Genomic DNA, 23,031 nt, shown 5'->3' with positions numbered 1-23,031 from the left:
CATTTGACAAGTGCACGCTGTTGAGTTCTCAAGGATCGGATGCTCCCACGACCCAGCCATCACAGCCAGGCCCGCAGGGCAACTTCTCTATCTTAGCCACCCTGTCTCGCTTGTCAAATCGGCGCGCCGTGCGAATCTTCGATCCGCTGCGCAGCTGATGACAGCCGCAGAAGAGGTGGATTCCCTATCCTAGACGCAAGCGTCTGAACTCTCAAGTGAGAGAGGATCGGGAGGTGGTTCTCCACTTGAGGGGGGTGAAGCTCTTGGCTCCTCCGCTTCCCTGTGGGGCGAACAAGTAATAAGTTACGCGGATCCCAGGGTTCTGGCAAATCGGGCCACACCCCCCGGGCGTGTCGTCACGACCTTCGTCGTGGTTTCCTCCGGATCAGAGCTGGTTTTCATCGCTGCGGCCCGCCCGGAGTACGATCGCGCCATGCAGTCGCCCGCGGATCGCCCCCTCTCACATCGCTATCCCGTACACACCGAAGGCAACGATCTCGAACGACCTCGCGCCGGGATAGCCGTGCTCGATCGTGTCCGGGACGAGCTCGGGTTCTCCCGCGAGCACGGGTCCTCACCGGAGCATCCTGCCGTCCCACTTCCCTCACACCTGGCCACGGGCGAGCTCGCCTGGGCGAGCGTCGGCGCCGTCGCTCTCGCCATCGGGCGCTCCCCCGCGTCCGTCGACCCCGAGCGGGTCGCCACGGCGTACCGCAGCGACAGGTTTCTCACGATCGACGGCGCCGCTCCCCCGGTGTGGTCTCCTTTCTCCGGCTTCTGGCGCACCTCAGACGGGTGGGTGCGCACTCACGGGAACTATCCGCACCATGCAGCCGGTCTCCGCAAAGGCCTGAACCTGCGTGACGATGCCGACGCCTCGTCCGTCCGCGATGCACTCGCTGAGCTGAGCACCGCGGAGTCGGTCTCCTCGATCACCGCGGCCGGTGGCCTGGCGGTGCCGGTCGCGCCCGAGGACGCCGCAACGGACGAGACGCTCCGCGAGCGACCACTGCTCGAGATCAGCCGAGTCGATGTGCCGGCTGGTGCGAGCTCACGACCTTCCGCTGCTGCCGCTCGGCATCAGGCGCCCCTCCCCCTCCACGGCATCCGCGTTCTCGATCTGACCAGGGTCATCGCAGGCCCCGTCTGCTCGCGGACACTCGCGCTGCTCGGAGCCGATGTCCTTCGCATCGATCCGCCTCATCTGCCGGAGCCGGAATGGCAGCATCTGGACACCGGGCACGGCAAGCGATCGGCTCTGTTGGATGCTCATTCGTCCCGACTGCAGGAATTGCTCGCCGACACCGACGTGGTCGTGCTCGGGTACCGTCCCGCTGCGCTCGAGCGTCTGGGGCTGCGTCCGGTCGACCTCGCGCGTCGATATCCGGGCCTGATCGTCGCGCAGCTCAGCGCCTGGGGCACCGAGCATCCCGATCGCGCCGGATTCGACAGCCTCGTGCAAGCCGCATCCGGAATCTCGCTCATCGAGTCGCCGGACGGCGAGACCCCGGGTGCTCTTCCCGCACAGGCACTGGACCACAGCGCCGGGTATCTGCTGGCCGCTGCGGTGACGTCGCTGGTGCGTCGTCGTTCCCGAGAAGGCGGATCCTGGTACGTCAGCACCTCACTCCGCCGAGTCGCTGCGGAGCTTCTCGGCATGCCGCGTCGAACAGAGCCCGGAGCCGGCGCCGAGTTCGACACCGGACCGCATCTCGCACGATTCGACGTCGGTGGGAAGGTCCTCGTGACCGCGCGACCGGCACTGCCGGGCTACGAGTTCGGCGCGCCGCACGCCTGGGCGTCGGATCAACCCGTCTGGTGACGGCGTCCGCGCACGGCGAGCGCGATGCAGAGCACCAATGTGATCGCTCCCCACAGAGCGCACGCCGGAGGAAGCACCCGGTAGGCGAGGTGCTGAAGGGTGAACTCCGCATCGAGCGGGCCGAAGGCGATGAGTCCCCCGACCCATGCGCCGATGAGGAGCACCGGAAGCGACACCCACCACGCGACACGGACGACCGGCGCAAGTGACTGCGTGACACCAGGACGCGATTCACTCCGGCGCAGCCAGAGCAGCGCCCAGATGCCGATGATGACGAGACCGATCACGCTCGAGCCATGCTGAAGCCATTTGAAGCCGGGCATCGGCCCCCACATCGCATCGAGACCCGGGACCAGCTGCACGCCTGAACGGCCCTCATGCGTGAAGAGGTCCCAGACGATGTGCGAGAGCACTCCGATCACGAACGACACCGCGAGCAGGACCGGATACATGCGCTTCTGCCCCACACCGACCGCGGCGCCCGCAGCTGCGACACCGCCGTCGTTCCAGTCCTTCGGGAGACGTCGCGCCAGCCACAGCGGAGCGAGCTCGGGAATCGCCGGGCGCAGCACGACTCTCCAGAGCAGGAACAGGACGAAGGCGATCAGCGCCGTCCAGACGACGTTGCCGAACGTGTGGGTGAACGAGTAGTTCAGACCGACACCCCGCACGAACAGCGGCAGATCCGGCGCCATCGCACCGATCGCGATCGCGGCAGGTACCAGCGGCGTCCGGATGAACGGCAGCGCGAGGACTGCGTGACTCGGAGTGAAAGGCATCCGTCTGGAACGTCAGCCGAGGAAGACGCCGGCGAGGGTCTTCTTGCCGCGGCGGAGCACGGAGACTCCCCCGGGAAGCGTGCCCTGGACCGTGGCTGCCTCGTCTTCGACGCGTTCCCCGTCGAGCGTGACACCGCCCTGCGTGATCGCGCGCCTCGCCTCGGACAAGCTCGCCACGAGCCCCGTCGACACCAGAGCCTCGACCACCGGAGCGCCGGCGGAGACGGTCGCATTCGGAAGCTCTTCCAACGCGGTGCGGAGCGTGTCGGCGTCGAGCGCGGTCAGATCTCCCTGACCGAACAGGGCCTCGGATGCCGCGATCACGGCAGCCGTCGCGTCGATGCCGTGCACGGTCGCGACCACTTCGAGCGCGAGACGCTTCTGAGCGGCTCGACGGAACGGCTCAGTGGCGACCAGCTCTGCGTACTCGTCGATCTCGGACCTGCGGAGGAACGTGAAGACCTTCAGCCGGTCGACGACATCGGCATCCGTCGTGCTCAGCCAGAACTGGTACATCCGGTACGGGCTGCACATCTCGGCGTCGAGCCAGATGGCATTGCCCTCGCTCTTGCCGAACTTGGTGCCGTCGCTGTTCGTGATGAGCGGCGTGCCGATGGCATGCACCGCGGCTCCCTCGGAACGCCGGATGAGGTCGGTGCCGCTGGTGAGGTTGCCCCACTGGTCCGACCCGCCGGTCTGCAGCACGCAGTCGTACTGCCGGTACAGCTCGAGGTAGTCCATGCCCTGCAGGATCTGGTAGCTGAACTCGGTGTAGCTGATGCCCTCGTCGGAGTTGAGGCGCGCGGCGACCGCATCCTTCTTGAGCATCGTGCCGACGCGGAAGTACTTGCCGATCTCGCGCAGGAAGTCGATCGCGCTCAGCGGTGCAGTCCAGTCGAGGTTGTTCACGATGCGGGCGGCATTGTCGCCCTCGAAACTGAGGTAGCGCTCCACCTGGGCACGAAGGCGCCCGACCCACTCCTCGACCGTCTCCCGGGTGTTCAGCGTGCGCTCTGCCGTGGGACGGGGATCGCCGATGAGTCCGGTCGATCCGCCGACGAGGCCGAGCGGCTTGTGACCGGCGAGCTGGATGCGACGCAGCGTCAGCAGCTGCACGAGATTGCCGAGGTGCAGGCTCGCCGCCGTCGGATCGAACCCGCAGTAGTACGTGATGGGGTCTCCCGCGAGCAGGGCGCGCAGCGCCTCCTGGTCGGTGGACACATGGACCAGGCCACGCCACACGAGTTCGTCCCACACGTTCTCGAACGTGGGATCGATCGCCTGGGGTGCGGTCGTCAGAGCGGCAGTTGACACGCGCTCCAGGCTATCAGCGCGGCGCAGCTCAGCTGTGCGCGGCCCACCAGACGAGGAAGGCCGCCCCGAGCGCGATCACCCAGCTCACCAGGCTGCCCACGAGGAAGTACTCGGCACGGGCGCCGGTCTCGCCGTCGCGGGAGATCTCGGGGAATCGGACGATTCCCTTCGCCGCGAGCATCGCGGCCAGGATCGGATAGGCCGCGGCGAGGGTGAGGATCAAGACGAGGATGCGCTCCAGCGGCCCGATCAGTCGACCGCCCTTGAACCCGCTTCGCGGATCGCGCGCCGCGAGCGCCGCACCGGCGTCGCCTTCTGCGGCGGGGTCGACGTCGTCTGCCGTATCGGAGACGACCGGGGCGGCTGAGGCCGTTGCGATCCGTGTCGGCGTCGGCACCGACGGGTGGGCCTGATCGGCCGGGTCGGCGGGGAGCCAGGTGTGCTCACCGTCGAGTGCCGCACGCACCACGAGATTCGAGGACTCGAGGAGGAACACGCCGGCGCCCAGCGCCAGCATGGCCAGATCGAACGGGACCTCCCCGAACGGAGACCGGAGATGCCAGATCGCGCCGATCAGACCGGAATCGGAACGAGCACCGAGCCAGACGACAGAGCCGACACTCACGACGGCCAGGAGCACGGCGGGCCAGAACCCCAGCGGCGCCGGACGCTCCGTGGGCATGCACCACACCCAGAGGGCTCCGACGACGAGCGCGAGCGCCATGGGGAGCAGAGCATCGCTGACGCTGCCGAGCAGCAGCAGGATGACGGCGACGGCGAGATAGCCGATCCAGCGGCGCGGTGCGAACTGGCGCACCAGGTCGGCCGCACCGACAGCCAGGAGGATGAAGCCTGCGACGATCATGTGCGCACCCCTCGCAGCGCGGCGACGCCCTCGATGAGGGCGGCCGTGCCCGCGGTGCGCAGCGACTTCGAGACGCTGGGCTGGGTGATGCCCTCCTCGGCGGCGAGCTCCTGCTGCGATCGACCGAGGAGGCGACCATAGGTCAGGCGTCGCTCCCGCGCGCTCATCGCACCCACCAGCTCGTCGCGGACGAGGAGGTAGGCGTTCGATGCCGCGATCGTGCTCTCCATGACCTCATCCTGCCCGGGGGATCCGACAATCCACGTCCGCGTCCGCGGCACGGCGCGCCCCTCGCGCGCATGCACGGTCTCGATCGCCGCGCGGGCTGCGTACCAGCCCGGCCCGTCTGCCAACTCGCCGTGCACGGACTCGACCGGCCGCACCTCGCCCACTCCGATACCGAACCGGAAAGCGATGCCATCGGGCAGTCGCAGCTGGATCATCAGGAGCGACACCATCGCATCGCTCAGATCGAGGTAGACACCCTGCTGCTCGTCTCCTACCGTGGGGGTGAGCGGGTGTGTCGCCAGTGGGAGATCGCCCTCGACCTTGGCGATGGTGTCGTCCAGGATGCGTTGCGCGGCCGTGCGATCGTCGAGCCGGCGAGAGCCTACGATGTCGGCGAGTACCGCGATGACCATGGGATAACCATAACACGAATAAGTCTCGACTTATGCGTATTTTGGCTATATTGTCGGAACATGCCTGAAACGCACATCATCCCCTGGTCCGACGGAACCTGGACGAACGCCCCGGTCTCCCCTGCAGCGCTGCCCACAGGGACGGAGCCCCTCGATGTCACGGCCGTGGAGGGCAGCGACGCCTGGCGCCACACCGCCTACGGCTTCGTGCACGACACCGAACATGCACTGCTCGCCCCACTCGGGGTCGGCGAAGCCATGGAGGTCTCGTTCCGCGCACCGTGGGACGGCCAGTTCGACCAGGCCGGGGTCTTCGTGCGCATCGACGACGAGCACTGGGTCAAGACGGGTCTCGAGTACGCCGACGATCATCTCGGACTCGGCGCCGTGGTCACCGCCGGCGGCTCCGACTGGTCGGTCGGCCACGTCGACGAGTGGCTCGAGAGCGAGATCACGGTGCGCGTCAGCCGCTGGGCGGACTCCGTGGTCGTGCGCGCCCGCGCCGACGGCGGTCCCTGGCGGCTCGTGCGCGTCGCCCCGTTCGACGGACAGGCCACGGCAGCGGCCGGGCCCTTCCTCGCGGCACCGACCCGCGCCGGACTCACCGTGCGCTTCACCCGCTGGGAGCGGTCGGCCGCCGACGCCGAGCTGCACTGAGCGAGCTGCGGACGGCGGCTGCCGACTCCTCGGCCTAGAGGCCGAGAGAGTGGGCGGCCGCTTGTGCACGCGCGACGAGCTCGGCGCGCTGCTCCGCGACCCGGACCGGGGCGGTGCCGCCGACGCCGGTCCGCGATGCCACCGAGCCCTCGATCGTGAGGACCTCGCGGACCTCAGGGACGAGATGCGGCGACACCGTCAGCAGCAGCTCGTCGGAAGCGTCCTCCAGGCCGATCCCCTGCTCCTCGCAGGCGCGCACGAGCGCACCCGAGATCTCATGGGCATCGCGGAACGGCACTCGGCGCTTCACGAGCCACTCCGCGACGTCCGTCGCGAGAGAGAAGCCCTGCGGTGCCAGCGCCGCCATCCGCTCGGTGTCGAAACGCAGTGTCGCGATCATGCCCGCGAAGGCGGGGAGCACGACCTCGAGGGTCTGCACCGAGTCGAAGACCGGCTCCTTGTCCTCCTGCAGATCGCGGTTGTACGCGAGCGGGAGGCCCTTGAGCGTGGCCAGCAGTCCGGAAAGGTTTCCGATGAGGCGCCCCGACTTGCCCCGAGCGAGCTCAGCGATGTCGGGGTTCTTCTTCTGCGGCATGATGCTCGACCCGGTCGAGTAGCCGTCGTCGAGGGTGACGAAGCCGAACTCGCGGGTGTTCCAGAGGATGATCTCCTCGGACAGGCGCGAGATGTCGACACCCGTCATCGCCGCGATGAAGGCGAACTCCGCCACGACATCGCGAGCGGACGTTCCGTCGAGGGAGTTCTCGGCCGGGCGGTCGAGGCCCAGCTCCGTCGCCACGAGCGCGGGATCGAGACCGAGAGTGGATCCGGCCAGCGCTCCCCCGCCGTAGGGCGAGACTCCGGCACGGCGGCGCCAGTCCACGAGCCGTTCGAGTTCGCGCACCAACGGCCAGCCGTGCGCCTGCAGGTGATGGGCGAGCAGCACCGGCTGCGCGTGCTGCAGGTGCGTGCGCCCGGGGAGGATCGCCGTCGGGTGCGCCTCGGCCTGGGCGACCAGGGCATCGATCACGCGCAGGATGTCACGGGCGATCACTCGCGCATGGTCGATCAGGTACATACGCACGAGGGTGGCGATCTGGTCGTTGCGGCTGCGACCGGCGCGGAGGCGCCCGCCCAGCTCCGGCCCGAGCTCGGCGATCAGCGCCTGCTCGAGCGCGCCGTGCACGTCCTCGTCGGTCGGCACCGGACGCAGGGTGCCGTCGGCGACCTTGCGCGCCACGGCATCCAAACCCTCGTGCATCCGTCGCGCCTCGTCGGGTTCGAGGTATCCCGCCGCCTCGAGCGCGGTGGCATGCGCGTGGGAGCCGGCGATGTCGTACGGCGCGAGGATCCAGTCGAAGTGCGTGGAGCGGCTCAGCTCCACCAGCTCGGGCGAGGGTCCCGTGGCGAAACGGGCGCCCCAGAGCGCGCCCTCGTTGGTGCCTTCGTGCGTCGAGTCAGTCATCAGGCGTCCTTCTTGCCGAGCAGCCAGACCAGGAGGGCCTTCTGTGCATGGAGCCGGTTCTCAGCCTCGTCCCAGACCACGCTCTGCGGACCGTCGATCACGCTGGAGTCGACCTCATAGCCGCGGTCGGCCGGAAGGCAGTGGATGAAGATCGCTTCGGGGTCGGCGAGAGTCATCGTCTCGGGGGTGACCTTGTAGCCGCCGAGGTCGCGGATGCGTGCGAGCTTCTCCTCCTCTTTGCCCATCGAGACCCAGGTATCGGTGACCACCACGTCGGCACCGGCAGCGGCCTCGACCGGATCGGTGTAGAGGGTGATCGAACCGCCGGTCTCCGCAGCACGACGATCAGCGTCCTCGATGACATCGGGACGGGGGGCGTAGTCCTCGGGTGAGGCGATGCGCACATGCATACCCGCGGTGACGCCCGCGAGCGCGTAGGAGTGCGCCATGTTGCTCTGGCCGTCCCCGAGGAAGGTGAGCGTGAGCCCCTTCAGATCGCCCTTGTGCTCGCGGATCGTCAGCAGATCGGCGAGCAGCTGGCACGGGTGGAAGTCGTCGGACAGGGCGTTGATGACGGGTACGCGGGTACCGGCCGCCATCTCTTCGAGCCCGGACTGCGCGTAGGTGCGCCACACGATGGCGGCGACCTGGCGCTCGAGGACGCGTGCGGTGTCGGACGGCGTCTCCTTGCCGCCGAGCTGGCTGCTCGCCGTCGAGATGATCAGCGGCGAACCGCCGAGGTCGGCGATGCCCACCGCGAACGAGACGCGGGTGCGCGTGGAGGATTTGTCGAAGATGACCGCGACCGTCTGCGGGCCGGCGAGGCTCTTGTCGGCCCAGCGGTCTTTCTTCAGCTCGATGGCGAGATCGAGGATCTCGGCCTGCTCGGCGGGGGTCAGATCGTCGTCACGCAGCAGGTGGCGGGTCATGCGGATACCTTTCCGGCAACAGAGGCCTGGACGTCGGCGAGGGAAGCCGTGAACAGCTCGCGGAACTCGGCGAGCTCTGCATCGCCGATGGTGAGGGCGGGCGCGATGCGAACCGTCTCGGGGTTGGCGGCGTTGACGATGAGGCCGCGCTCCTGAGCGGCCGCGACCACCGCGCCCGCGACCGGAGCGGTGAGCGCGACGCCGACGAGCAGACCACGTCCGCGCACACCCTCGATCAGCGGGGAGTCGATGCCGAGGAGGATCTCGCGCAGCTCCGCCCCACGACGGGCCGCGTTCTCGACCAGGCCGGCGCTCTCGATCTCGGCGAGCACGGCGTCGGCGACGGCGGTCGCGAGCGGGTTTCCGCCGAACGTCGATCCGTGCGAGCCCGGGGTGAAGAGGGCGCTGGCGGCACCGAACGTGACCAGCGCGCCGATCGGGAAGCCCCCGCCGATGCCCTTGGCCAGCGTGATGGCGTCGGGAGTGATGCCCTCGTGGCTGAACCCGAACCACTCTCCCGTGCGACCGGCACCCGTCTGGATCTCATCCACGATCAGCAGCGCGCCGTGAGCGAGGGTCAGCGAGCGCGCGGCGGCGAGGTAGCCCTCCGGCAGCTCGACGACGCCGGCCTCACCCTGGATGGGCTCGACGATGATGGCGGCCACGCGGTCGTCCATCGCCGCGCCGAGGGCCTCGATCGTGGCGGGGATGTGTTCCACACCGGCGGGCATCGGCTCGAACGGCGCGCGCATCGATGCCTTCGCGGTGAGCGCGAGCGACCCCATCGTACGTCCGTGGAAGCCGTTCTCGAGCGCGAGGATACGCGGCCGCTCGGTGCCGCCGTGCAGGCGGGCGAGCTTGAAGGCGGCCTCGTTGGCCTCGGCACCCGAGTTCGAGAAGAACACCCGTCCGTCGATACCGGCACCCGCGAGACGCTTGAGCCGTGCGGCGAGTGCGAGCTGGGGCGGGGTGGCGAAGTAGTTCGACACATGGGCGAGCGTGGCTGCCTGCGTCGAGACCGCCTCGACGAAGGCCGGGTGCGCGTGCCCGAGGGAGGTCACCGCGATGCCGGCGAGGAAGTCGAGGTGGCGTCGGCCGTCGGCATCCCACAGGTACGAGCCCTCACCGCGGACCAGCAGCGCGAGCCGCTCCCCCGCGTTGAGCACGAGATCGCGTGCCGCATCGTCCTGCCAGACGGTCATCCCGTCACCTCCGACTTTCCCAGGACCACTTCGGTCCCGATTCCCTTGCTGGTGAACAGTTCGACGAGCACCGAATGCGGCACCCGCCCATCGATGATCGCCGCAGCGTCCACGCCGCCCTCGACCGCGTCGAGGCACGCACGCATCTTCGGGATCATCCCCGATTCGAGCTTCGGCAGCATCTCGATGAGGGCTTCCGACGTCAGGTGCGAGACGAGCGAGTCGCGGTTCGGCCAATCGGCGTAGAGCCCAGGCACATCCGTGAGGATCACGAGCTTGCGTGCGTGCAACGACACCGCGAGAGCGGCGGCCGCGGCATCGGCGTTGACGTTGAGCGATTGACCGGGATGATCGAGGTCGGGCGCGATGCTCGACACGACCGGGATGCGCCCCGCCGCGAGGTGATCGAGCACCGGGGTCGGATCGACTTCGACGACATCGCCGACCCGGCCGAGGTCGACCTCTTCGCCGTCGATCATGACGCCGCGACGGCGTCCGCCGAAGAGTCCGGCGTCCTCACCGCTGAGCCCTGTCGCGATCGGACCGTGGGAGTTGATCTTCGACACCAGCTGCGGGTTGACCTGACCGGTGAGCACCATGCGCACGACGCTGATCGCCTCGGTGTTGGTGACGCGGTAGCCGCCCTTGAACTCGCTGGGGATCTCGAGACGCTGCAGCATGTTCGAGATCTGCGGCCCGCCTCCGTGCACGACGACCGGCAGCACTCCGACGTAGCGGAGGTAGGCGATGTCCTGCGCGAAGGCGTCCTGCAGCTCCTCGGACACCATGGCGTTGCCGCCGTACTTGATGACGACGATCTGATCGCGGAACTTCTTCAGCCACGGCAGCGACTCGATGAGCGTTGTGGCCTTCTGCGCGGCGACTTCGGCCGGGGTGTCCTGGATGTCGGTCATGAGGCGTAGGCGCTGTTCTCGTGCACGTAGTCGTGGGTGAGGTCGTTCGTGAGCACGGTGGCCGTCGCCTCGCCGACCTTGAGGTCGATCACGAGGTGCGTCGCGCGCGGGGTGAGGTCGACCTCCTCGCGAGGACGGTCGGGGCCGCCCGCGGTGCAGACGCGGACACCGTTCATCCAGACATCCACGTCGTACGGGTCGAACTGCGCGCTCGTGGTGCCGATCGCGGCGAGCACACGCCCCCAGTTCGGGTCGTTGCCGAAGACCGCCGCCTTGAAGAGGTTGTTGCGCGCGACCGACCGGCCCACCTCGACGGCTTCCTGCTCGGACACCGCATGCTGCACCTCGATCGTGATGTCGTGGCTCGCACCCTCGGCGTCGCCCTGCAGCTTGACCGCCAGGTCCCGGCACAGCTCGATGAGCGCGGCGGCGAAGTCCTCGAGGTCGGGGACCACTCCGGACGCGCCGTTGGCGAGGAGCGTGACCTGGTCGTTCGTCGACATGCAGCCGTCGGAGTCGAGCCGGTCGAACGTCTTCCCCGTCGCGCGGCGCAACACCTCGTCGGCCTGGAGCGGCTCGAGGACGGCGTCGGTCGTGATCACCACGAGCATCGTGGCGAGTCCGGGTGCAAGCATCCCCGCACCCTTCGCCATGCCGCCGATCGTCCAGCCGTCGCGGCTGATCACGGCGGTCTTCGCCACGGTGTCGGTGGTCATGATCGCGTGCGCGGCGCTCTCTCCGCCGTCGGCGCTGAGCTCGGCGATCGCCTGCTCGGTGCCGGCGAGCACCCGGGAGCGGAACGTCTCGTCTCCGGTGCCGATGATACCGGTGGAGCAGATCAGCACGTCGCCAGCGCTGACGCCGAGGAGCTCGGCCGCCTTCTCGGCAGTCTGATGCGTCGTCTGGAACCCGAAGGCGCCGGTGAAGCAGTTCGCCCCGCCGGAGTTGAGCACGACAGCTTCGACGACCCGGTCGGCGACGGCCTGCTGCGACCAGATGATCGGGTTGGCCTTGGCGCGGTTGCTGGTGAAGACGGCGGCACCGACCTTACGCGGCCCGCGGTTGACGACGACCGCGACATCCGGCTTGCCTGTCGACTTGAGTCCGGCGGCGACGCCGGCCGCTTCGAATCCTGCGGGGGCGGTGACGCTCACGGCGCTACTCCGTTCACTGAGAGAGCGCGGGCTTCGGGAAGGCCCAGCGCGATGTTCATGGATTGGATGGCAGCGCCTGCGGTGCCCTTCACGAGATTGTCGACCGCGGTGACCACGGTCACCCGGTTCGCGCCACGATCGATCGCGAGACCGATCAAGGCGGTGTTGGCTCCGAGCACGTCGGCCGTGCGCGGGAAGCGCCCCTCCGGCAGCAGCTGCACGAAGGTCTCATCGCCGTAGGCGCTCTGCCAGGCGTCGCGGATCTGCGCATCGGTCGCGCCCTCGACGATCGGCGCGGTCGAGGTGGCGAGGATGCCCCGCGACATCGGGACCAGCACCGGGGTGAACGAGATCCGGATGCCGTCGGCGTCGATCCCGGAAGCCGCGGCGAGCGCCTGACGGACCTCGGGGATGTGCCGGTGCGTTCCGCCGACCGCATAGGGGTTCGCGGTGCCGAGGATCTCGCTGCCGAGGAGGTTCGTCTTGAGGCTCTTCCCCGCACCGGACGGGCCGACCGCCAGCACCGAGACGATGTCCGAGGGGTCGATCACCCCGGCGGCGACGCCGGGGGCGAGGCTGAGGCTCACGGTCGAGGCGTTGCAACCGGGAGCCGCGATGCGCGTCGCCTCACGGAGGTGCTCGCGCTGTTTGACGCCACCCACGAGCAGCTCCGGGACACCGTAGGTCCACGGCTCGTGGAACGCACCGCCGTAGAACGCGTCCCACGCCGATGCGGACGTGAGCCGGTGATCGGCGCCCGCGTCGATCACGAGCGGTGCGTCGCCGAGCGCATCGGTGTACTGCCCCGACTGCCCGTGCGGGAGTGCGAGGAACACGATGTCGTGACCGGAGAGGATCTCGGGCGTGGTGTCCTGCAGCGTGAGGTGCGCCAGTGAGCGCAGGTGCGGCTGGTGATCGACGAGAGGCTGTCCGGCGTTGGAATACGCCGTGACGGTGCGGATCTCGATGTCGGGATGATCGGCCAGGAGGCGTAGGATCTCGCCGCCTGCGTAGCCGGATGCGCCGGAGACGGCGACGGAATACGTCATGCTTCTACCTTAACGGTCGGGTCCTTCCTCGAGAGGAGGACCGGGGACGGGGCCGGAGGCGGCGACACCGGCTCTCGACCGCCGCGCGGGCGCAGGCAGGAGGGCGGGGTCGCCTACAGTCGGCGGCCGCGGCGTCGGCGCACAGCGATGACGCTCGGAGCGAGCGTCGAAGAAGCGGTGGCGGCCGAAGGCATGTCGCGACAGTAGCGCGGCCTCGGCGGCCACCGCAAATCCGTGCCGTCATCCGAGGGACGATGGCTCCAGCGGGGAGGCGAAGAAGGCGAGCTCGTGCGCGCTCGACACCTCGAACGCCCGGCGCATCCTCGTCCGTGTCCCCGCATCCGCCCGCTCGGCCGCATCGGTTGTGTAGGCGATCGCGACCTTCGTCGCCTCCTCGAATGCCGGATCTGCGTATGTCGCGAGCCAGGAGGCGAAGGGATGCTCCGGGTCCCGCGCGTACTCACCGAACTCCCCCGCGTGCAGGCGCCGGCCGAGATCGGTGTAGAGCCAGAAGCACGGAAGGACGGCGGCGACGATCTCGGCATAGTCGCCGCCGAACGCGACGGAGCGCAGATGATCGAGGTACGCGGTCGTCGCCGGAGCCGGCTCCGCGGCGAACGTCGCCGCGCTCACCCCCTGGGCCGGGGTCAACCACGAGGCGTGCAGCTCGAGCTCACCCACGATCGAACCGTGCGCGGAATCCGCCCAGAACGCCTGCTCATCGGATGTCGGTGCCAGCCGGGCGGCCTCGGCGAGGACGCGCGCGTACTCGCGCAGATACAGCGCGTCCTGTGCGAGGTAGGAGACGAACGGTCCGCGCTCCAGCGTCCCGTCGGCGAGCGCGCGGATGAACGGCAACGCGTCGATGCCGTCGCGGATCTCCGCGATCCCCTGCCACCAGTCCGCCGCGATGTCGTCGGCCGCCGGTCGGGTCTCCGTCCCCGCGCGCTCCCAGAGTCCGGCGAAGTGGCTGATCGGCCCATGTCCGCGACCGACGCGCAGCGTGTCGCCGGCACGCAGGGATTCTCGGAGCCAGACACGGGCGGCGCGGACCGCGTCGGTGGGTTCTTCGCCTCGGGCGAGGCGGGTGGCGAGCGCGGACGACAGGGAGCAACCGGTGCCGTGCGTGTTCGCGGTCGGGATCCGCGGTCCTGTGAACTCCCGGCGCAGGTGGAGAGACGCGTCGACCAGCGCATCCGGAGCCTCGTCGCCGTCGAGGTGACCGCCCTTGACGAGCACGGCCGCCCCCACCTCTTCGGACAGGCGCTCCGCCGCGGAGATCGCGTCGCCCCAGTCGACGATGTCGCGACCGACGAGAACCGCGAGCTCGGCGAGGTTCGGGGTCACCAGGGTCGCCCGCGTGAGGAGTTCGTGCAGCGCCCGTTCCGCGTCCGGATCCAGCAGCCGGTCGCCGGAGGTCGCCACCATCACGGGATCGAGCACGACGATCGGCGGGCGCACGTGATCGATCCAGGCGCCGACCGCGCGGATGACGTCGGCATCGGCCAGCATCCCGATCTTCACGGCATCGATCACGATGTCGTCGGACACGGCATCGAGTTGTGCGCGGAGGAACTCCACCGGCGGCACGTGGACCGCACGCACCCCCTGCGTGTTCTGCGCGGTCAGCGCCGTGAGCACCGCCATGCCGTAGCCGCCGTTCGCAGCGATGGACTTGAGATCGGCGTGGATGCCCGCGCCCCCGGACGGGTCGCTTCCGGCGATGCTGAGCACCCTCGGCACGCTCCCGGTGAGCCAGCGCCGTCGGAACTGTGCGGCGGCGGCGGTGGGGTCTTCGGCGGCACACAGCGCCGAGACCACGGCGAGTCCCGCCGCGCCGGCATCGCGGAGGGACTCGGTGTCGTCGATGCCCACGCCGCCGATCGCCACGCACGGCAGCGGGCTGCTCGCCGCGAAGTCACGGAAGCCGTCAACGCCGAGAGGAGCTGGGTGATCCGGCTTGGTGGCGGTGGGGCGGATCACCCCCACGCCCAGGTAATCGACCGTGCCGGCGGGCAATGCGCTGACCGCATCGAGGTGCGCGGCGCTGTTCGCGGTGAGGCCGATGAGCGCATCGGGTCCGAGAGCCTCACGTGCGCGCAGCACCGAAGCGTCACCCTGTCCGAGATGTACCCCGTCGACCCGTGCGCCGCGTTCGCGAGCAGCCAGGGCGGCATCCAGCCGGTCGTTGACCACGAGCAGCGCCCGTCCGTCGATCGCCTGCGACAGCGCCAGCAGCTGGTCGACCGTCTCGGCATCGGTCGCGTCCTTGTCGCGCAGCTGCACGATGCGCACACCGCCGTCGACCGCGCGCCGGACGGTCTCGACGACGCCGAGGTCTCCGCACAGTGCCGCGTCGGTGACGAGATAGAGCGAGAGATCGGCGTTCACATCGCACCGCCTTCGACACGGGCCTGGGCACCGATGTCGTCGGCACCCACCGCGGCGAGCGCATCCAGCAGGGCGACGGCGAAGCTGCCCGGACCTCCGGATGTCGCAGCGGCCTGCTCCGCCGCGATCGTGTAGACGAGGCTGGCGGAGGCGACGGCGGTGAGCGTGTCGTATTCCGTCGCCCTGGCAGCCCCGAGGAAGGCGGCCATCACCGCCCCGAGGGCACAGCCACCACCGGTCACACGGGTCAGCAGCTCGTGACCGTTGGCCAGGCGCAACACCCGCTCCCCGTCGGTGATGAGGTCGATAGGCCCCGAGACCGCGACCACACCGCCCGTGGCCCGCGCGAGCGCCGAGGCCGCATCGGCCGCGGCGTCCGTGCTGTCCGTGGAATCCACACCGCGGCCGCCCGCACTGAGCCCCGCGAGGGCGAGGATCTCGGAGGCGTTGCCGCGGATCGCGGTCGGTCGCTGCTCGACGAGCTGGTGGGCGAGCGCCGTGCGCACCGGGAGCATGCCGATCGCCACGGGATCGAGCACCCAAGGCGTGCCGGACGCGGTGGCACCCACGACGGCCTCGAGCGTCGCCGCACGTTGCTCGGGCGTCGGAGTTCCCAGATTGATCAGCATGCCGGAGGCGACTCCGGCGAACATCCCCGCCTCGTCGACGATGTCGACCATCGCGGGAGCGGCCCCGAGAGCCAGAAGCACGTTGGCGGTGAAGCCGGTGACGACCGCGTTGGTGATGCAGTGCGTCAGCGGAGGCGTCGCGCGCAGCACCTCCAGCAGGGTCGCGGCGGAACCCGCGAGGTCATGGGTGGAATCAGGACGCAGAAGATCGCTCATCGCGACATCCCTTCGCTAGTACGAACTAGATCAGGTTCGACGGGTCTGTTCTCAGCCGCGGATCGCGGCACCCCGTGTCACTGCTCGAAGTCTAGCGATCGGCCAGCAGCGCCTCTTCCTCCGCCCGTGTGAGTCCGGCGCGACGTTCGCGGTCGACGCCGCGCTCTCGCTCGTCGGCGATGACGCGCTCGATCGTGTCCGCGAGCGGACGGAGCTGTCCGCCGCTCGCGTGGAATGCGCTGTTCGAGCGGGTCATGAAGCCCGTCATCGTGGGCGGAAGCCACAGCGGCAGGGATCGCGGCCCGGCCCAGTGCTCGACATCGTGCGCCAGAAGCCATTCCTCCTCCGCGACGACCGTTGCACCGGCGTGCCCCGCCGCGGCGCGCACCGCATCCAGCACATCGGCGAGCGGATGTTCATCGCCGACCGCGTTGACGGCGCCGCTGCACGTGGCCCCGACGATGAAGGCCGCAAGATCGTCGACGTCGATGACTTGAACGTGCTTCCCCTCGACGGGCGGCAGCAGCACGGGCTCAGCGCCGGCGCGCGCGAACGCCGCTCCCCAGTAGCCGAAACGGTCGCTCGGGTCGCCGTCGCCAACGATGAGTCCTGGACGCACGATGAGAGCCCGCTTCCCCAGGAGCCCGACAGCATCTTCGGCGGCAGCCTTGTGCGCCCCGTACTCGTACTCGTCGCCGGGCCGGGCGGACGGATGACGCGGAGCCGACTCGTCGACGCCGACCGTCGCGTCATCGGAGTACACCGATACGGAGGAGACGTAGGTCCAGCGTCCGGCCCGATCTCCGAGGGCGTCGATCGCGCGCTCGACGTGCTCCGCCTGGGAAGAGATGTCCACGATGTGATCCCAGTCCTGCCGCGCGAGGTCGGCGTAGGCATCGGGAGCGTCGCGATCACCGTGCACCAGGGCGGTGCCCTCCGGTGCGGGACGTGTGCCGCGGGCGAGGCAGGTCACCGTGGCGCCCTCGTCGAGCCATCGCTGGGCGATCCGCCCGGAGAGCCAGCCGGTGCCTCCGAGGATCAGAACATCCGTCATGACTCCAGCTGATCCAGTCCCGCGAGCACCGGGACGGTCCATGCGGGGTCGGGCCGCCAGCGCACCCACTCCGAGTCGAACGGCCAGTCGTCGGCCTCGAACGAGGCGATCGCCGCGTCCGCGTGCCGCTCGATCTGCGCGGCCTGCTCGGGGCTGAGCCGTCCCTGTTCGATCGCGGCGACGACCTCGTCTTCGTCCTTGAGGTGGACGCCGCCCTCCGGATCGATCTCGACGTCGAGGATGTGGTCGGACGAGAAGGTGTCATGGTCGGTGCGCAGATGCGCGTTCTCGAGGTTCACATACCACCCGGCGAACGCCCGCTCCTCCCCCGTGGTGTCGCTCCAGAACAGCCAGACCGACCACGGCAGCCCTGCGGGGGCGATGCACAGCACCCCGTTCCCTCGCCACGGCTCGACGATGCGCGTCCGGGGTTCGAGCCAACGCCGGGCGAGCGGTACCTCGCGCACACGCTGTCCGTCGAGAGCCCCCGGGGCCTCCTGGAGCGTTCCGGGGGCGAGCCATGCCACGAGCCCTCGTTCATCGTCGCGCACGACGCGCATCGGGGAGATCCTGGAGGGCTCACCCGGCTGCCACCCCGGCTTCCGGTAGTGCCAGTCGATCTGTGCACCCGACTCGAGGAACGGCCCCTCACCGAGCGGGCGTGCTCCGTCCGGGACGGCGGCCGGAGTGCCCTGGGGGAGGATTCTCATCCCGCCACGGTACTCCGGCGTCCACCCGAATCATCTGAGCGACCGCACGCGTCGTCTGATGCCGCGCTCACCGCTCCGTCGCTCGGTACTCAGTCCCGCAGTGCGGCTCCGAAGCGCTGCCCGGCGACCTCGACACCGGCGAGCTTGGCCGCGGTGGCCTCGGCAGCCGTGAGCGTGCGATCGTCGGCGCGGAAGCGCAGGGCGAAAGTCAGGCTCTTGGAACCCTCCGGCACACCTTCTCCGCGGTAGTCGTCCACGAGGCGCACAGACTCCAGCAGCGCCCCGGCACCCTCGGCGAGGGCCGCCTGCACGTCTGCGGCGGGAACCTCTGCCGGCAGAGTGAGCGAGACATCCTGCGTGGCCGCGGGGAACGTCGACAGCGAGGCCGCGACGACCCTCCCACCGGCGAGCGTCAGAATGCGGTCGAGATCGAGCTCGAACACGGTCGCACGACCGGGAAGATCGGCCCCTTCGGCAACGGCGGGGTGCAACTCGCCGACGTAGCCGACCTCTTCACCGGCGACCAGGAGCGATCCGGTGCGTCCGGGGTGCAGGGCCGCACGCTCGGCCTGGACCACGTCGATGTCGACGCCGGCCGCTGCCGCGATGACACGGACGGCATCCAGCGCCTCGACGAGACCCGCGGCTTCAGCAGGACGACCGGGCTGACGTGGTGCCACGTGGCCGGTCAGCAGCGCCGAGATGAACCGCTGCTGCGGGGGGATCGAGGCGTTCAGCGCCGCGAGCGTCTCGTCCGACGGTCGCTCGCCCAGCGGCGGTACCTCATCCGTTCCGTACTCGACGCCGGGCTCCGGCAGGAAGACCGCGCCGGTCTCGAAGATCGCGAGATCGGTGAGCCCCCGCGAGATGTTGCGGTGCGCGGTCTGCAGGAGGCCAGGGATGAGCGATCGCCGCAGGTACGGAGCCTGTCCGTCGAGCGGGTTCACCAGGCGGATGCTCGGCAGGTGCTCGCCCGATGCCGAGCCGTGGAGGTCGTTCTGCACGTCCGTCGTGAACGGGAACGACGGCGTCTCGACGAGTCCCGCAGCGGCCAGTGCGTCGGCCACGCGGCGGCGCCCCTGCTGGTGCGCGGTGAGTCCTCGGCCGGACGGAGGCGTCGGCAGCACCGAGGGGATGCGGTCGAGTCCGTGGATGCGGGCGACCTCCTCGGCGAGCGTCCACTTGTCGGTGAGATCGGGGCGCCAGGTCGGCGGGATCACAGTCCAGCCGGAACCCTCATCGGACGCGGTGACATCGGCGCCGATGGTGGTCAGAGCGCCGGTGATCTCGTCGTCGGTGTAGTCGACGCCGATGAGCCCCTGCACGAAGCCGGCCGGCAGCTCGATCTCGCCGACGAAGACCTCGGCGAACAGCGCGCCGCCCTCCTCCGTGAGCGTGCCGCCCGCGAGCTCGACCATGAGGTCGGCAGCGCGACGGGCGGCCACGAACGGGACCAGGGGGTCGACGCCGCGCTCGAAGCGCTTGGACGCCTCGCTGGGCAACTTGTGTCGGCGAGCCGAACGGGCGATGGTCGTCGGATCGAAGCTCGCGGCCTCGATCAGCACGTTCCGCGTGGTGTCGCTCATCTCGGTCGTGCCGCCGCCCATGACGCCGGCGAGGCCGATCGGACCGGACTCGTCGGTGATGAGGAGGTCTTCCACGTGCAGCGAGCGCTCGACACCATCGAGGGTGGTCATCTTCTCGCCGGGGGTGGCCCGACGCACCGTGATGCCACCCGTGAGCTTGTCGAGGTCGTAGCCGTGCAGCGGCTGGCCGAGCTCGAGCATCACGTAGTTGGTGATGTCGATGAGCACGCCCAGCGAGCGCATGCCCGCGAGGCTGAGTCGGGCGACCATCCACGGCGGCGTCGGACGCGAGGGGTCGACACCGCGGACGACGCGGGTCACGAACTCCCTCGCACCGACGTTGCCGCGCACCGGGGCGACGTCGTCGACCACCGTCGTGTGCCCCGTGCCCGGCTGCAGCTCGGCGAAGTCGCGCTCGGCGGGGTCGCGGAACTCCGCCCCCGTGGCGTGTGCGTACTCGCGGGCCACCCCTCGCAAGGAGAAGGCGTAGCCGCGGTCGGGTGTGACGTTGATCTCCACCGCGACGTCGTCGAGGCCGAGCAGCGCGATCGCATCGGTGCCGACGGGCGCATCGATGCCGAGATCCGACAGCACGACGATGCCGTTGTGCTCGTCGCCCAGCCCCAGCTCGCGTGCCGAGGCGATCATGCCGTCCGAGACGTGACCGTAGGTCTTGCGGGCGGCGATCGGGAACGGACCGGGCAGCACGGCGCCGGGCAACGTCACGACGACCTTGTCGCCGACGACGAAGTTGTGCGCACCACAGACGATCCCGCGGATGCCACCGTTCGCCTCGCCGACGTCGACCTGGCACCAGTTGATGGTCTTGCCGTTGGACTGCGGCTCGGCCTCGAGCGAGACGACCTGCCCGACGACCACGGGACCCGTGATGTCGAAGCGGTGCACGTCCTCCTCTTCGAAGCCGACGGTCACCAGTGCCGCGAGGACGTCCTCGGGCGTGGCATCCGCTGCCAGATCGACGTACTCACGCAGCCACGAAAGCGGGACGCGCATCACACCACCATCCCGTACTGCTCGCTGAATCGGACATCGCCCTCGGCCATGTCGCGCATGTCCTGGACGTCGCTGCGGAACATCAGTCCCCGTTCGATGCCCATGCCGAACGCGAAGCCGCTGTACACCTCGGGGTCGATCCCGGCCGCGCGCAGCACGTTCGGGTTGACCATGCCGCAGCCGCCCCACTCGATCCAGCGCGCGCCGCCCTTGAAGGTCGGGTGCCACAGGTCGAGCTCGGCGGAGGGCTCGGTGAAGGGGAAGTAGTTGGTGCGGAAGCGCGTCTTGGCCTCGGGGCCGAAGAGCTGCTTGGCGAAGTGATCCAGTGTGCCCTTGAGGTGCGCCATCGTGATGCCCTTGTCGATCACGAGGCCCTCGAACTGGGTGAACACCGGAAGGTGCGTGGCATCGAACTCGTCGGTGCGGTACACGCGACCCGGGCACAGCACGTAGATCGGCACCTCGCGGTCGAGCATCGAGCGCACCTGCACCGGGCTCGTGTGCGTGCGCATCACGAGATGGCGCGAGGTCGGATCGACGTAGAACGTGTCCTGCTCCTGGCGGGCGGGATGGTCGACGTCGAAGTTCAGGGCGTCGAAGTTGAACCACTCGTGCTCGAGCTCCGGGCCCTCCGCGATCTCCCAGCCCATGCCGACGAAGATGTCGCAGACCTGGTCCTGCAGGAGGGTGAGGGGATGCCGGGCGCCGACACGCGTGCGCGACGGCACGGCGGTGATGTCCACCCGCTCGGACTCGAGGCGCGCGGCGACCTCGGCCTCAGCCAGCTCGACTTCCTTCGCGGCGAGTGCCTTGGTCACCTGCCCCCGGCCCTGCCCCACGAGCTTGCCGAACGCGGCCTTGTTCTCGGGGGCGACCTGTCGCATCGAGGCGTTCAGGACCGCGAGCGGCGATCCGTCGGCGACGTGGGCGGCACGGGCCGCTTTCAGCTCGGCGGTGTCGGCGGCTGCGGCGATCGCCGCGAGGGCGTCGGCGACAGCGGCTTCGACCGCTTCCGGGGTGATTTCAGGAGACTCTGACACGAGAATCGAGTCTACCGGGGGCACGTGGGTCGCTTTCGCGGATCAGCGCTGCGCCTCGGATCCGTCTCCCTGCAGGACGATGAGCGAGGTGTTCGTCTCGCCTCCGTGCTGACGGGGATCCGGCACCGCGGGTCCTGCCTTCGGCGAGCGCTTGGCCCGACGCTGCAGGCGGTACGCGATGTAGGAGAGGAGGAGACACACGGCCACGTACATCGAACCGCCGACGATCGCCGCGGGGATCAGCGGGGAGCCGTAGGGCGCCTGGTTGCCGATCTGATTGATGACGTAGAGAAGCTCCTGGTACGTGATGATGAACCCGAGCGCAGTGTCCTTCAACGCGACGACGAGCTGCGCGATGATCACCGGCATCATGGCCCGCACGGCCTGCGGGATCAGGATGAAGTACATCACCCCGGTCTTTCGCAGTCCGATCGCGTAGCCGGCTTCCTGCTGCCCGCGGGGCAGCGACTCGATGCCGGCGCGCAGCACCTCGGCGAGCACGGAGCCGTTGTAGACGATCAGTGCGATCACGACGGCCCAGTACGGCGGCATCTTCACGCCGATCACGGGAAGGCCGTAGTACAGGAGCATCATCAGGATGAGCACGGGGACCGCTCGCAGCACCTCGATGATCCACCGGACGGGCTCACGCACCCAGGCGTGCTCCGACAGGCGGCCGATGCCGAGCAGGAAGCCGAGGACGATGGAACCGACGCCGGCGGCGGCGAACGCGGCCAGCGTGGCCATCAGGCCTTCGCCGAAACGGACCCAGACGGCGGAGAACGTGAAGATGTTCCACTTCTCCGCAGAGAACTGCCCGGTGGCGAACAGCCTCCACACGACCCAGCCGAGGACGGCGAGGACGACGAGGACCGTGGCGGCTCCGATGAGCCGGTTGCGGGCGATGGCACGGGGGCCGGGGACGTCGAAAAGGACGGAACTCATCGCGCGATCCTCCACTTGTTCTCGAGAACGCGCTGCACCCAGGCGAGCAGCAGCACCAGCACCACGAAGATGACCATGACCCACAGCAGAACGACCAACGCGTTCTCACCGCGCTCGCTCAGCGCAGCCCGGATCGTGCCGAGGTTGACGACGGAGAAGCCCGCAGCCACCGTGGTGTTCTTCATGAGGGCGATGAGGACGCTCATCATCGGCGGGACGACCGAGCGCGTCGCCTGCGGCAGCACCACGTAGCGCATGACCTGACCGAAGTTCAGACCGATCGCACGGGCGGCCTCTGCCTGCCCGACCGGCACGGTGTTGATGCCGGCCCGCAGCGCCTCGGCGACGTAGGTCGCCGTGTAGAGCCCGAGGGCGATGACCGCCAGCAGCAGCGAGTTCACCCGCTCCCCCAGCAGGATCGGCAAGCAGAACGCAAAGAAGAACATGACCAGGGTCAGCGGGGTGTTGCGGATCCAGTTCACATAGATGCCGCCGACGGCGCGGGCGATCGGAACCGGGGACACTCTCGCTGCCCCGACGATGAGTCCGAGGACGAGCGCGATGATGCCACCGCCCAGGAACAGCACGATGGTTCCCCACAGTGCCTCTCCCCAGAGGTCGACGTGGTCGGTGATGACTCCCACTGCTGCTCCTG

Annotated in this window: 20 protein-coding genes and 1 riboswitch; of the genes, 2 read left to right on the top strand and 18 right to left on the bottom strand. The window is 69.3% G+C overall.

Annotated features, from left to right (window positions below):
- The first annotated feature begins 523 nt into the window (after nucleotides 1-523).
- The gene (locus ACFVWL_RS13615) at nucleotides 524-1,822 is read left to right on the top strand and encodes a CoA transferase (protein ID WP_387183570.1); all 1,299 of its coding nucleotides are present in this window, start codon (nucleotides 524-526) and stop codon (nucleotides 1,820-1,822) included.
- Here ACFVWL_RS13615 and ACFVWL_RS13610 read toward each other — a convergent pair.
- Genes ACFVWL_RS13610 through ACFVWL_RS13595 form a run of 4 tightly spaced genes read right to left on the bottom strand, consistent with a single transcriptional unit; the run spans nucleotide 1,807 to nucleotide 5,421 of the window.
- Nucleotides 1,807-2,601 carry a DUF4184 family protein gene (locus ACFVWL_RS13610; protein WP_387183567.1) on the bottom strand — a complete coding sequence of 265 codons (795 nt, stop codon included), beginning with the start codon at nucleotides 2,599-2,601 and terminating at the stop codon, nucleotides 1,807-1,809. The genes ACFVWL_RS13615 and ACFVWL_RS13610 overlap by 16 nt on opposite strands.
- A gap of 12 nt (nucleotides 2,602-2,613) precedes the next feature.
- Nucleotides 2,614-3,915, bottom strand: coding sequence for a tyrosine--tRNA ligase (gene tyrS / locus ACFVWL_RS13605; protein ID WP_387183565.1), 1,302 nt, complete (start codon nucleotides 3,913-3,915; stop codon nucleotides 2,614-2,616).
- Nucleotides 3,916-3,943: 28 nt separating this feature from the next.
- Nucleotides 3,944-4,780 (bottom strand): hypothetical protein, encoded by an 837-nt coding sequence (locus tag ACFVWL_RS13600; RefSeq protein WP_387183562.1) that lies wholly within the window; start codon nucleotides 4,778-4,780, stop codon nucleotides 3,944-3,946.
- Nucleotides 4,777-5,421, bottom strand: a complete 645-nt coding sequence (locus ACFVWL_RS13595) for a SatD family protein (protein WP_387183559.1) — start codon at nucleotides 5,419-5,421, stop codon at nucleotides 4,777-4,779. The genes ACFVWL_RS13600 and ACFVWL_RS13595 overlap by 4 nt, the downstream gene beginning before the upstream one ends.
- A 60-nt stretch (nucleotides 5,422-5,481) precedes the next feature.
- On the opposite strand from ACFVWL_RS13595, the gene ACFVWL_RS13590 reads away from it, so the two are divergent.
- Nucleotides 5,482-6,078: a DUF1349 domain-containing protein gene (locus tag ACFVWL_RS13590; RefSeq protein ID WP_387183556.1), complete on the top strand. Its 597-nt coding sequence runs from the start codon at nucleotides 5,482-5,484 to the stop codon at nucleotides 6,076-6,078.
- A gap of 34 nt (nucleotides 6,079-6,112) precedes the next feature.
- Here ACFVWL_RS13590 and argH read toward each other — a convergent pair whose 3' ends face one another.
- From argH to ACFVWL_RS13520, 14 genes are all read right to left on the bottom strand, one after another.
- Nucleotides 6,113-7,543 carry an argininosuccinate lyase gene (gene argH, locus ACFVWL_RS13585; RefSeq protein ID WP_387183553.1) on the bottom strand — a complete coding sequence of 477 codons (1,431 nt, stop codon included), beginning with the start codon at nucleotides 7,541-7,543 and terminating at the stop codon, nucleotides 6,113-6,115.
- Nucleotides 7,543-8,472: an ornithine carbamoyltransferase gene (argF, locus tag ACFVWL_RS13580; protein ID WP_387183550.1), complete on the bottom strand. Its 930-nt coding sequence runs from the start codon at nucleotides 8,470-8,472 to the stop codon at nucleotides 7,543-7,545. Before argF ends, argH begins: the two co-directional genes overlap by 1 nt.
- On the bottom strand, nucleotides 8,469-9,674 hold the full coding sequence (locus ACFVWL_RS13575) for an acetylornithine transaminase (RefSeq protein WP_387183547.1): 1,206 nt from the start codon (nucleotides 9,672-9,674) through the stop codon (nucleotides 8,469-8,471). The genes argF and ACFVWL_RS13575 overlap by 4 nt, the downstream gene beginning before the upstream one ends.
- Nucleotides 9,671-10,588 (bottom strand): acetylglutamate kinase, encoded by a 918-nt coding sequence (gene argB, locus ACFVWL_RS13570; protein ID WP_029260620.1) that lies wholly within the window; start codon nucleotides 10,586-10,588, stop codon nucleotides 9,671-9,673. The genes ACFVWL_RS13575 and argB overlap by 4 nt, the downstream gene beginning before the upstream one ends.
- A complete protein-coding gene (gene argJ, locus ACFVWL_RS13565) occupies nucleotides 10,585-11,742 on the bottom strand; it encodes a bifunctional glutamate N-acetyltransferase/amino-acid acetyltransferase ArgJ (RefSeq protein ID WP_387183544.1) in 1,158 nt (385 codons plus the stop codon). Before argJ ends, argB begins: the two co-directional genes overlap by 4 nt.
- Entirely contained in the window at nucleotides 11,739-12,791 is a 1,053-nt protein-coding gene (argC, locus tag ACFVWL_RS13560) for an N-acetyl-gamma-glutamyl-phosphate reductase (protein ID WP_387183541.1), read from the bottom strand. Before argC ends, argJ begins: the two co-directional genes overlap by 4 nt.
- A 240-nt stretch (nucleotides 12,792-13,031) precedes the next feature.
- Entirely contained in the window at nucleotides 13,032-15,182 is a 2,151-nt protein-coding gene (locus ACFVWL_RS13555) for a bifunctional hydroxymethylpyrimidine kinase/phosphomethylpyrimidine kinase (protein ID WP_387183538.1), read from the bottom strand.
- On the bottom strand, nucleotides 15,179-16,027 hold the full coding sequence (thiM, locus tag ACFVWL_RS13550) for a hydroxyethylthiazole kinase (protein WP_387183536.1): 849 nt from the start codon (nucleotides 16,025-16,027) through the stop codon (nucleotides 15,179-15,181). The genes ACFVWL_RS13555 and thiM overlap by 4 nt, the downstream gene beginning before the upstream one ends.
- Nucleotides 16,018-16,112, bottom strand: a riboswitch (TPP riboswitch). It overlaps the preceding gene by 10 nt.
- Before the next feature lie 6 nt (nucleotides 16,113-16,118).
- Nucleotides 16,119-17,081: an NAD-dependent epimerase/dehydratase family protein gene (locus tag ACFVWL_RS13545; protein ID WP_387183533.1), complete on the bottom strand. Its 963-nt coding sequence runs from the start codon at nucleotides 17,079-17,081 to the stop codon at nucleotides 16,119-16,121.
- Nucleotides 17,078-17,791: a DUF402 domain-containing protein gene (locus tag ACFVWL_RS13540; RefSeq protein WP_387183530.1), complete on the bottom strand. Its 714-nt coding sequence runs from the start codon at nucleotides 17,789-17,791 to the stop codon at nucleotides 17,078-17,080. The genes ACFVWL_RS13545 and ACFVWL_RS13540 overlap by 4 nt, the downstream gene beginning before the upstream one ends.
- A gap of 89 nt (nucleotides 17,792-17,880) precedes the next feature.
- The gene (gene pheT, locus ACFVWL_RS13535) at nucleotides 17,881-20,391 is read right to left on the bottom strand and encodes a phenylalanine--tRNA ligase subunit beta (RefSeq protein ID WP_387183527.1); all 2,511 of its coding nucleotides are present in this window, start codon (nucleotides 20,389-20,391) and stop codon (nucleotides 17,881-17,883) included.
- Nucleotides 20,391-21,431: a phenylalanine--tRNA ligase subunit alpha gene (pheS, locus tag ACFVWL_RS13530; protein ID WP_387183524.1), complete on the bottom strand. Its 1,041-nt coding sequence runs from the start codon at nucleotides 21,429-21,431 to the stop codon at nucleotides 20,391-20,393. Before pheS ends, pheT begins: the two co-directional genes overlap by 1 nt.
- Nucleotides 21,432-21,473: 42 nt before the next feature.
- On the bottom strand, nucleotides 21,474-22,376 hold the full coding sequence (locus ACFVWL_RS13525) for an amino acid ABC transporter permease (protein WP_387183521.1): 903 nt from the start codon (nucleotides 22,374-22,376) through the stop codon (nucleotides 21,474-21,476).
- A complete protein-coding gene (locus ACFVWL_RS13520) occupies nucleotides 22,373-23,020 on the bottom strand; it encodes an amino acid ABC transporter permease (RefSeq protein ID WP_387183518.1) in 648 nt (215 codons plus the stop codon). Before ACFVWL_RS13520 ends, ACFVWL_RS13525 begins: the two co-directional genes overlap by 4 nt.
- Nucleotides 23,021-23,031: the final 11 nt, after the last annotated feature.

Source organism: Microbacterium sp. NPDC058269 (assembly GCF_042881445.1).
Taxonomy (GTDB): Bacteria; Actinomycetota; Actinomycetes; order Actinomycetales; family Microbacteriaceae; genus Microbacterium.
Note: the sequence above shows the minus strand (reverse complement) of the source record. Positions and strands in the feature narration are given on the sequence as shown.

Coding starts and splice junctions, on each gene's coding strand:
- ACFVWL_RS13610 (WP_387183567.1), bottom strand. CDS start 2,601: ATGCCTTTCACTCCGAGTCACGCAGTCCTCGCGCTGCCGTTCATCCGG.
- ACFVWL_RS13590 (WP_387183556.1), top strand. CDS start 5,482: ATGCCTGAAACGCACATCATCCCCTGGTCCGACGGAACCTGGACGAAC.
- thiM (WP_387183536.1), bottom strand. CDS start 16,027: ATGAGCGATCTTCTGCGTCCTGATTCCACCCATGACCTCGCGGGTTCC.
- pheT (WP_387183527.1), bottom strand. CDS start 20,391: ATGCGCGTCCCGCTTTCGTGGCTGCGTGAGTACGTCGATCTGGCAGCG.
- ACFVWL_RS13525 (WP_387183521.1), bottom strand. CDS start 22,376: ATGAGTTCCGTCCTTTTCGACGTCCCCGGCCCCCGTGCCATCGCCCGC.
- argH (WP_387183553.1), bottom strand. CDS start 7,543: ATGACTGACTCGACGCACGAAGGCACCAACGAGGGCGCGCTCTGGGGC.
- ACFVWL_RS13545 (WP_387183533.1), bottom strand. CDS start 17,081: ATGACGGATGTTCTGATCCTCGGAGGCACCGGCTGGCTCTCCGGGCGG.
- ACFVWL_RS13595 (WP_387183559.1), bottom strand. CDS start 5,421: ATGGTCATCGCGGTACTCGCCGACATCGTAGGCTCTCGCCGGCTCGAC.
- argC (WP_387183541.1), bottom strand. CDS start 12,791: ATGACGTATTCCGTCGCCGTCTCCGGCGCATCCGGCTACGCAGGCGGC.
- ACFVWL_RS13600 (WP_387183562.1), bottom strand. CDS start 4,780: ATGATCGTCGCAGGCTTCATCCTCCTGGCTGTCGGTGCGGCCGACCTG.
- ACFVWL_RS13540 (WP_387183530.1), bottom strand. CDS start 17,791: ATGAGAATCCTCCCCCAGGGCACTCCGGCCGCCGTCCCGGACGGAGCA.
- ACFVWL_RS13575 (WP_387183547.1), bottom strand. CDS start 9,674: ATGACCGTCTGGCAGGACGATGCGGCACGCGATCTCGTGCTCAACGCG.
- argB (WP_029260620.1), bottom strand. CDS start 10,588: ATGACCGACATCCAGGACACCCCGGCCGAAGTCGCCGCGCAGAAGGCC.
- argF (WP_387183550.1), bottom strand. CDS start 8,472: ATGACCCGCCACCTGCTGCGTGACGACGATCTGACCCCCGCCGAGCAG.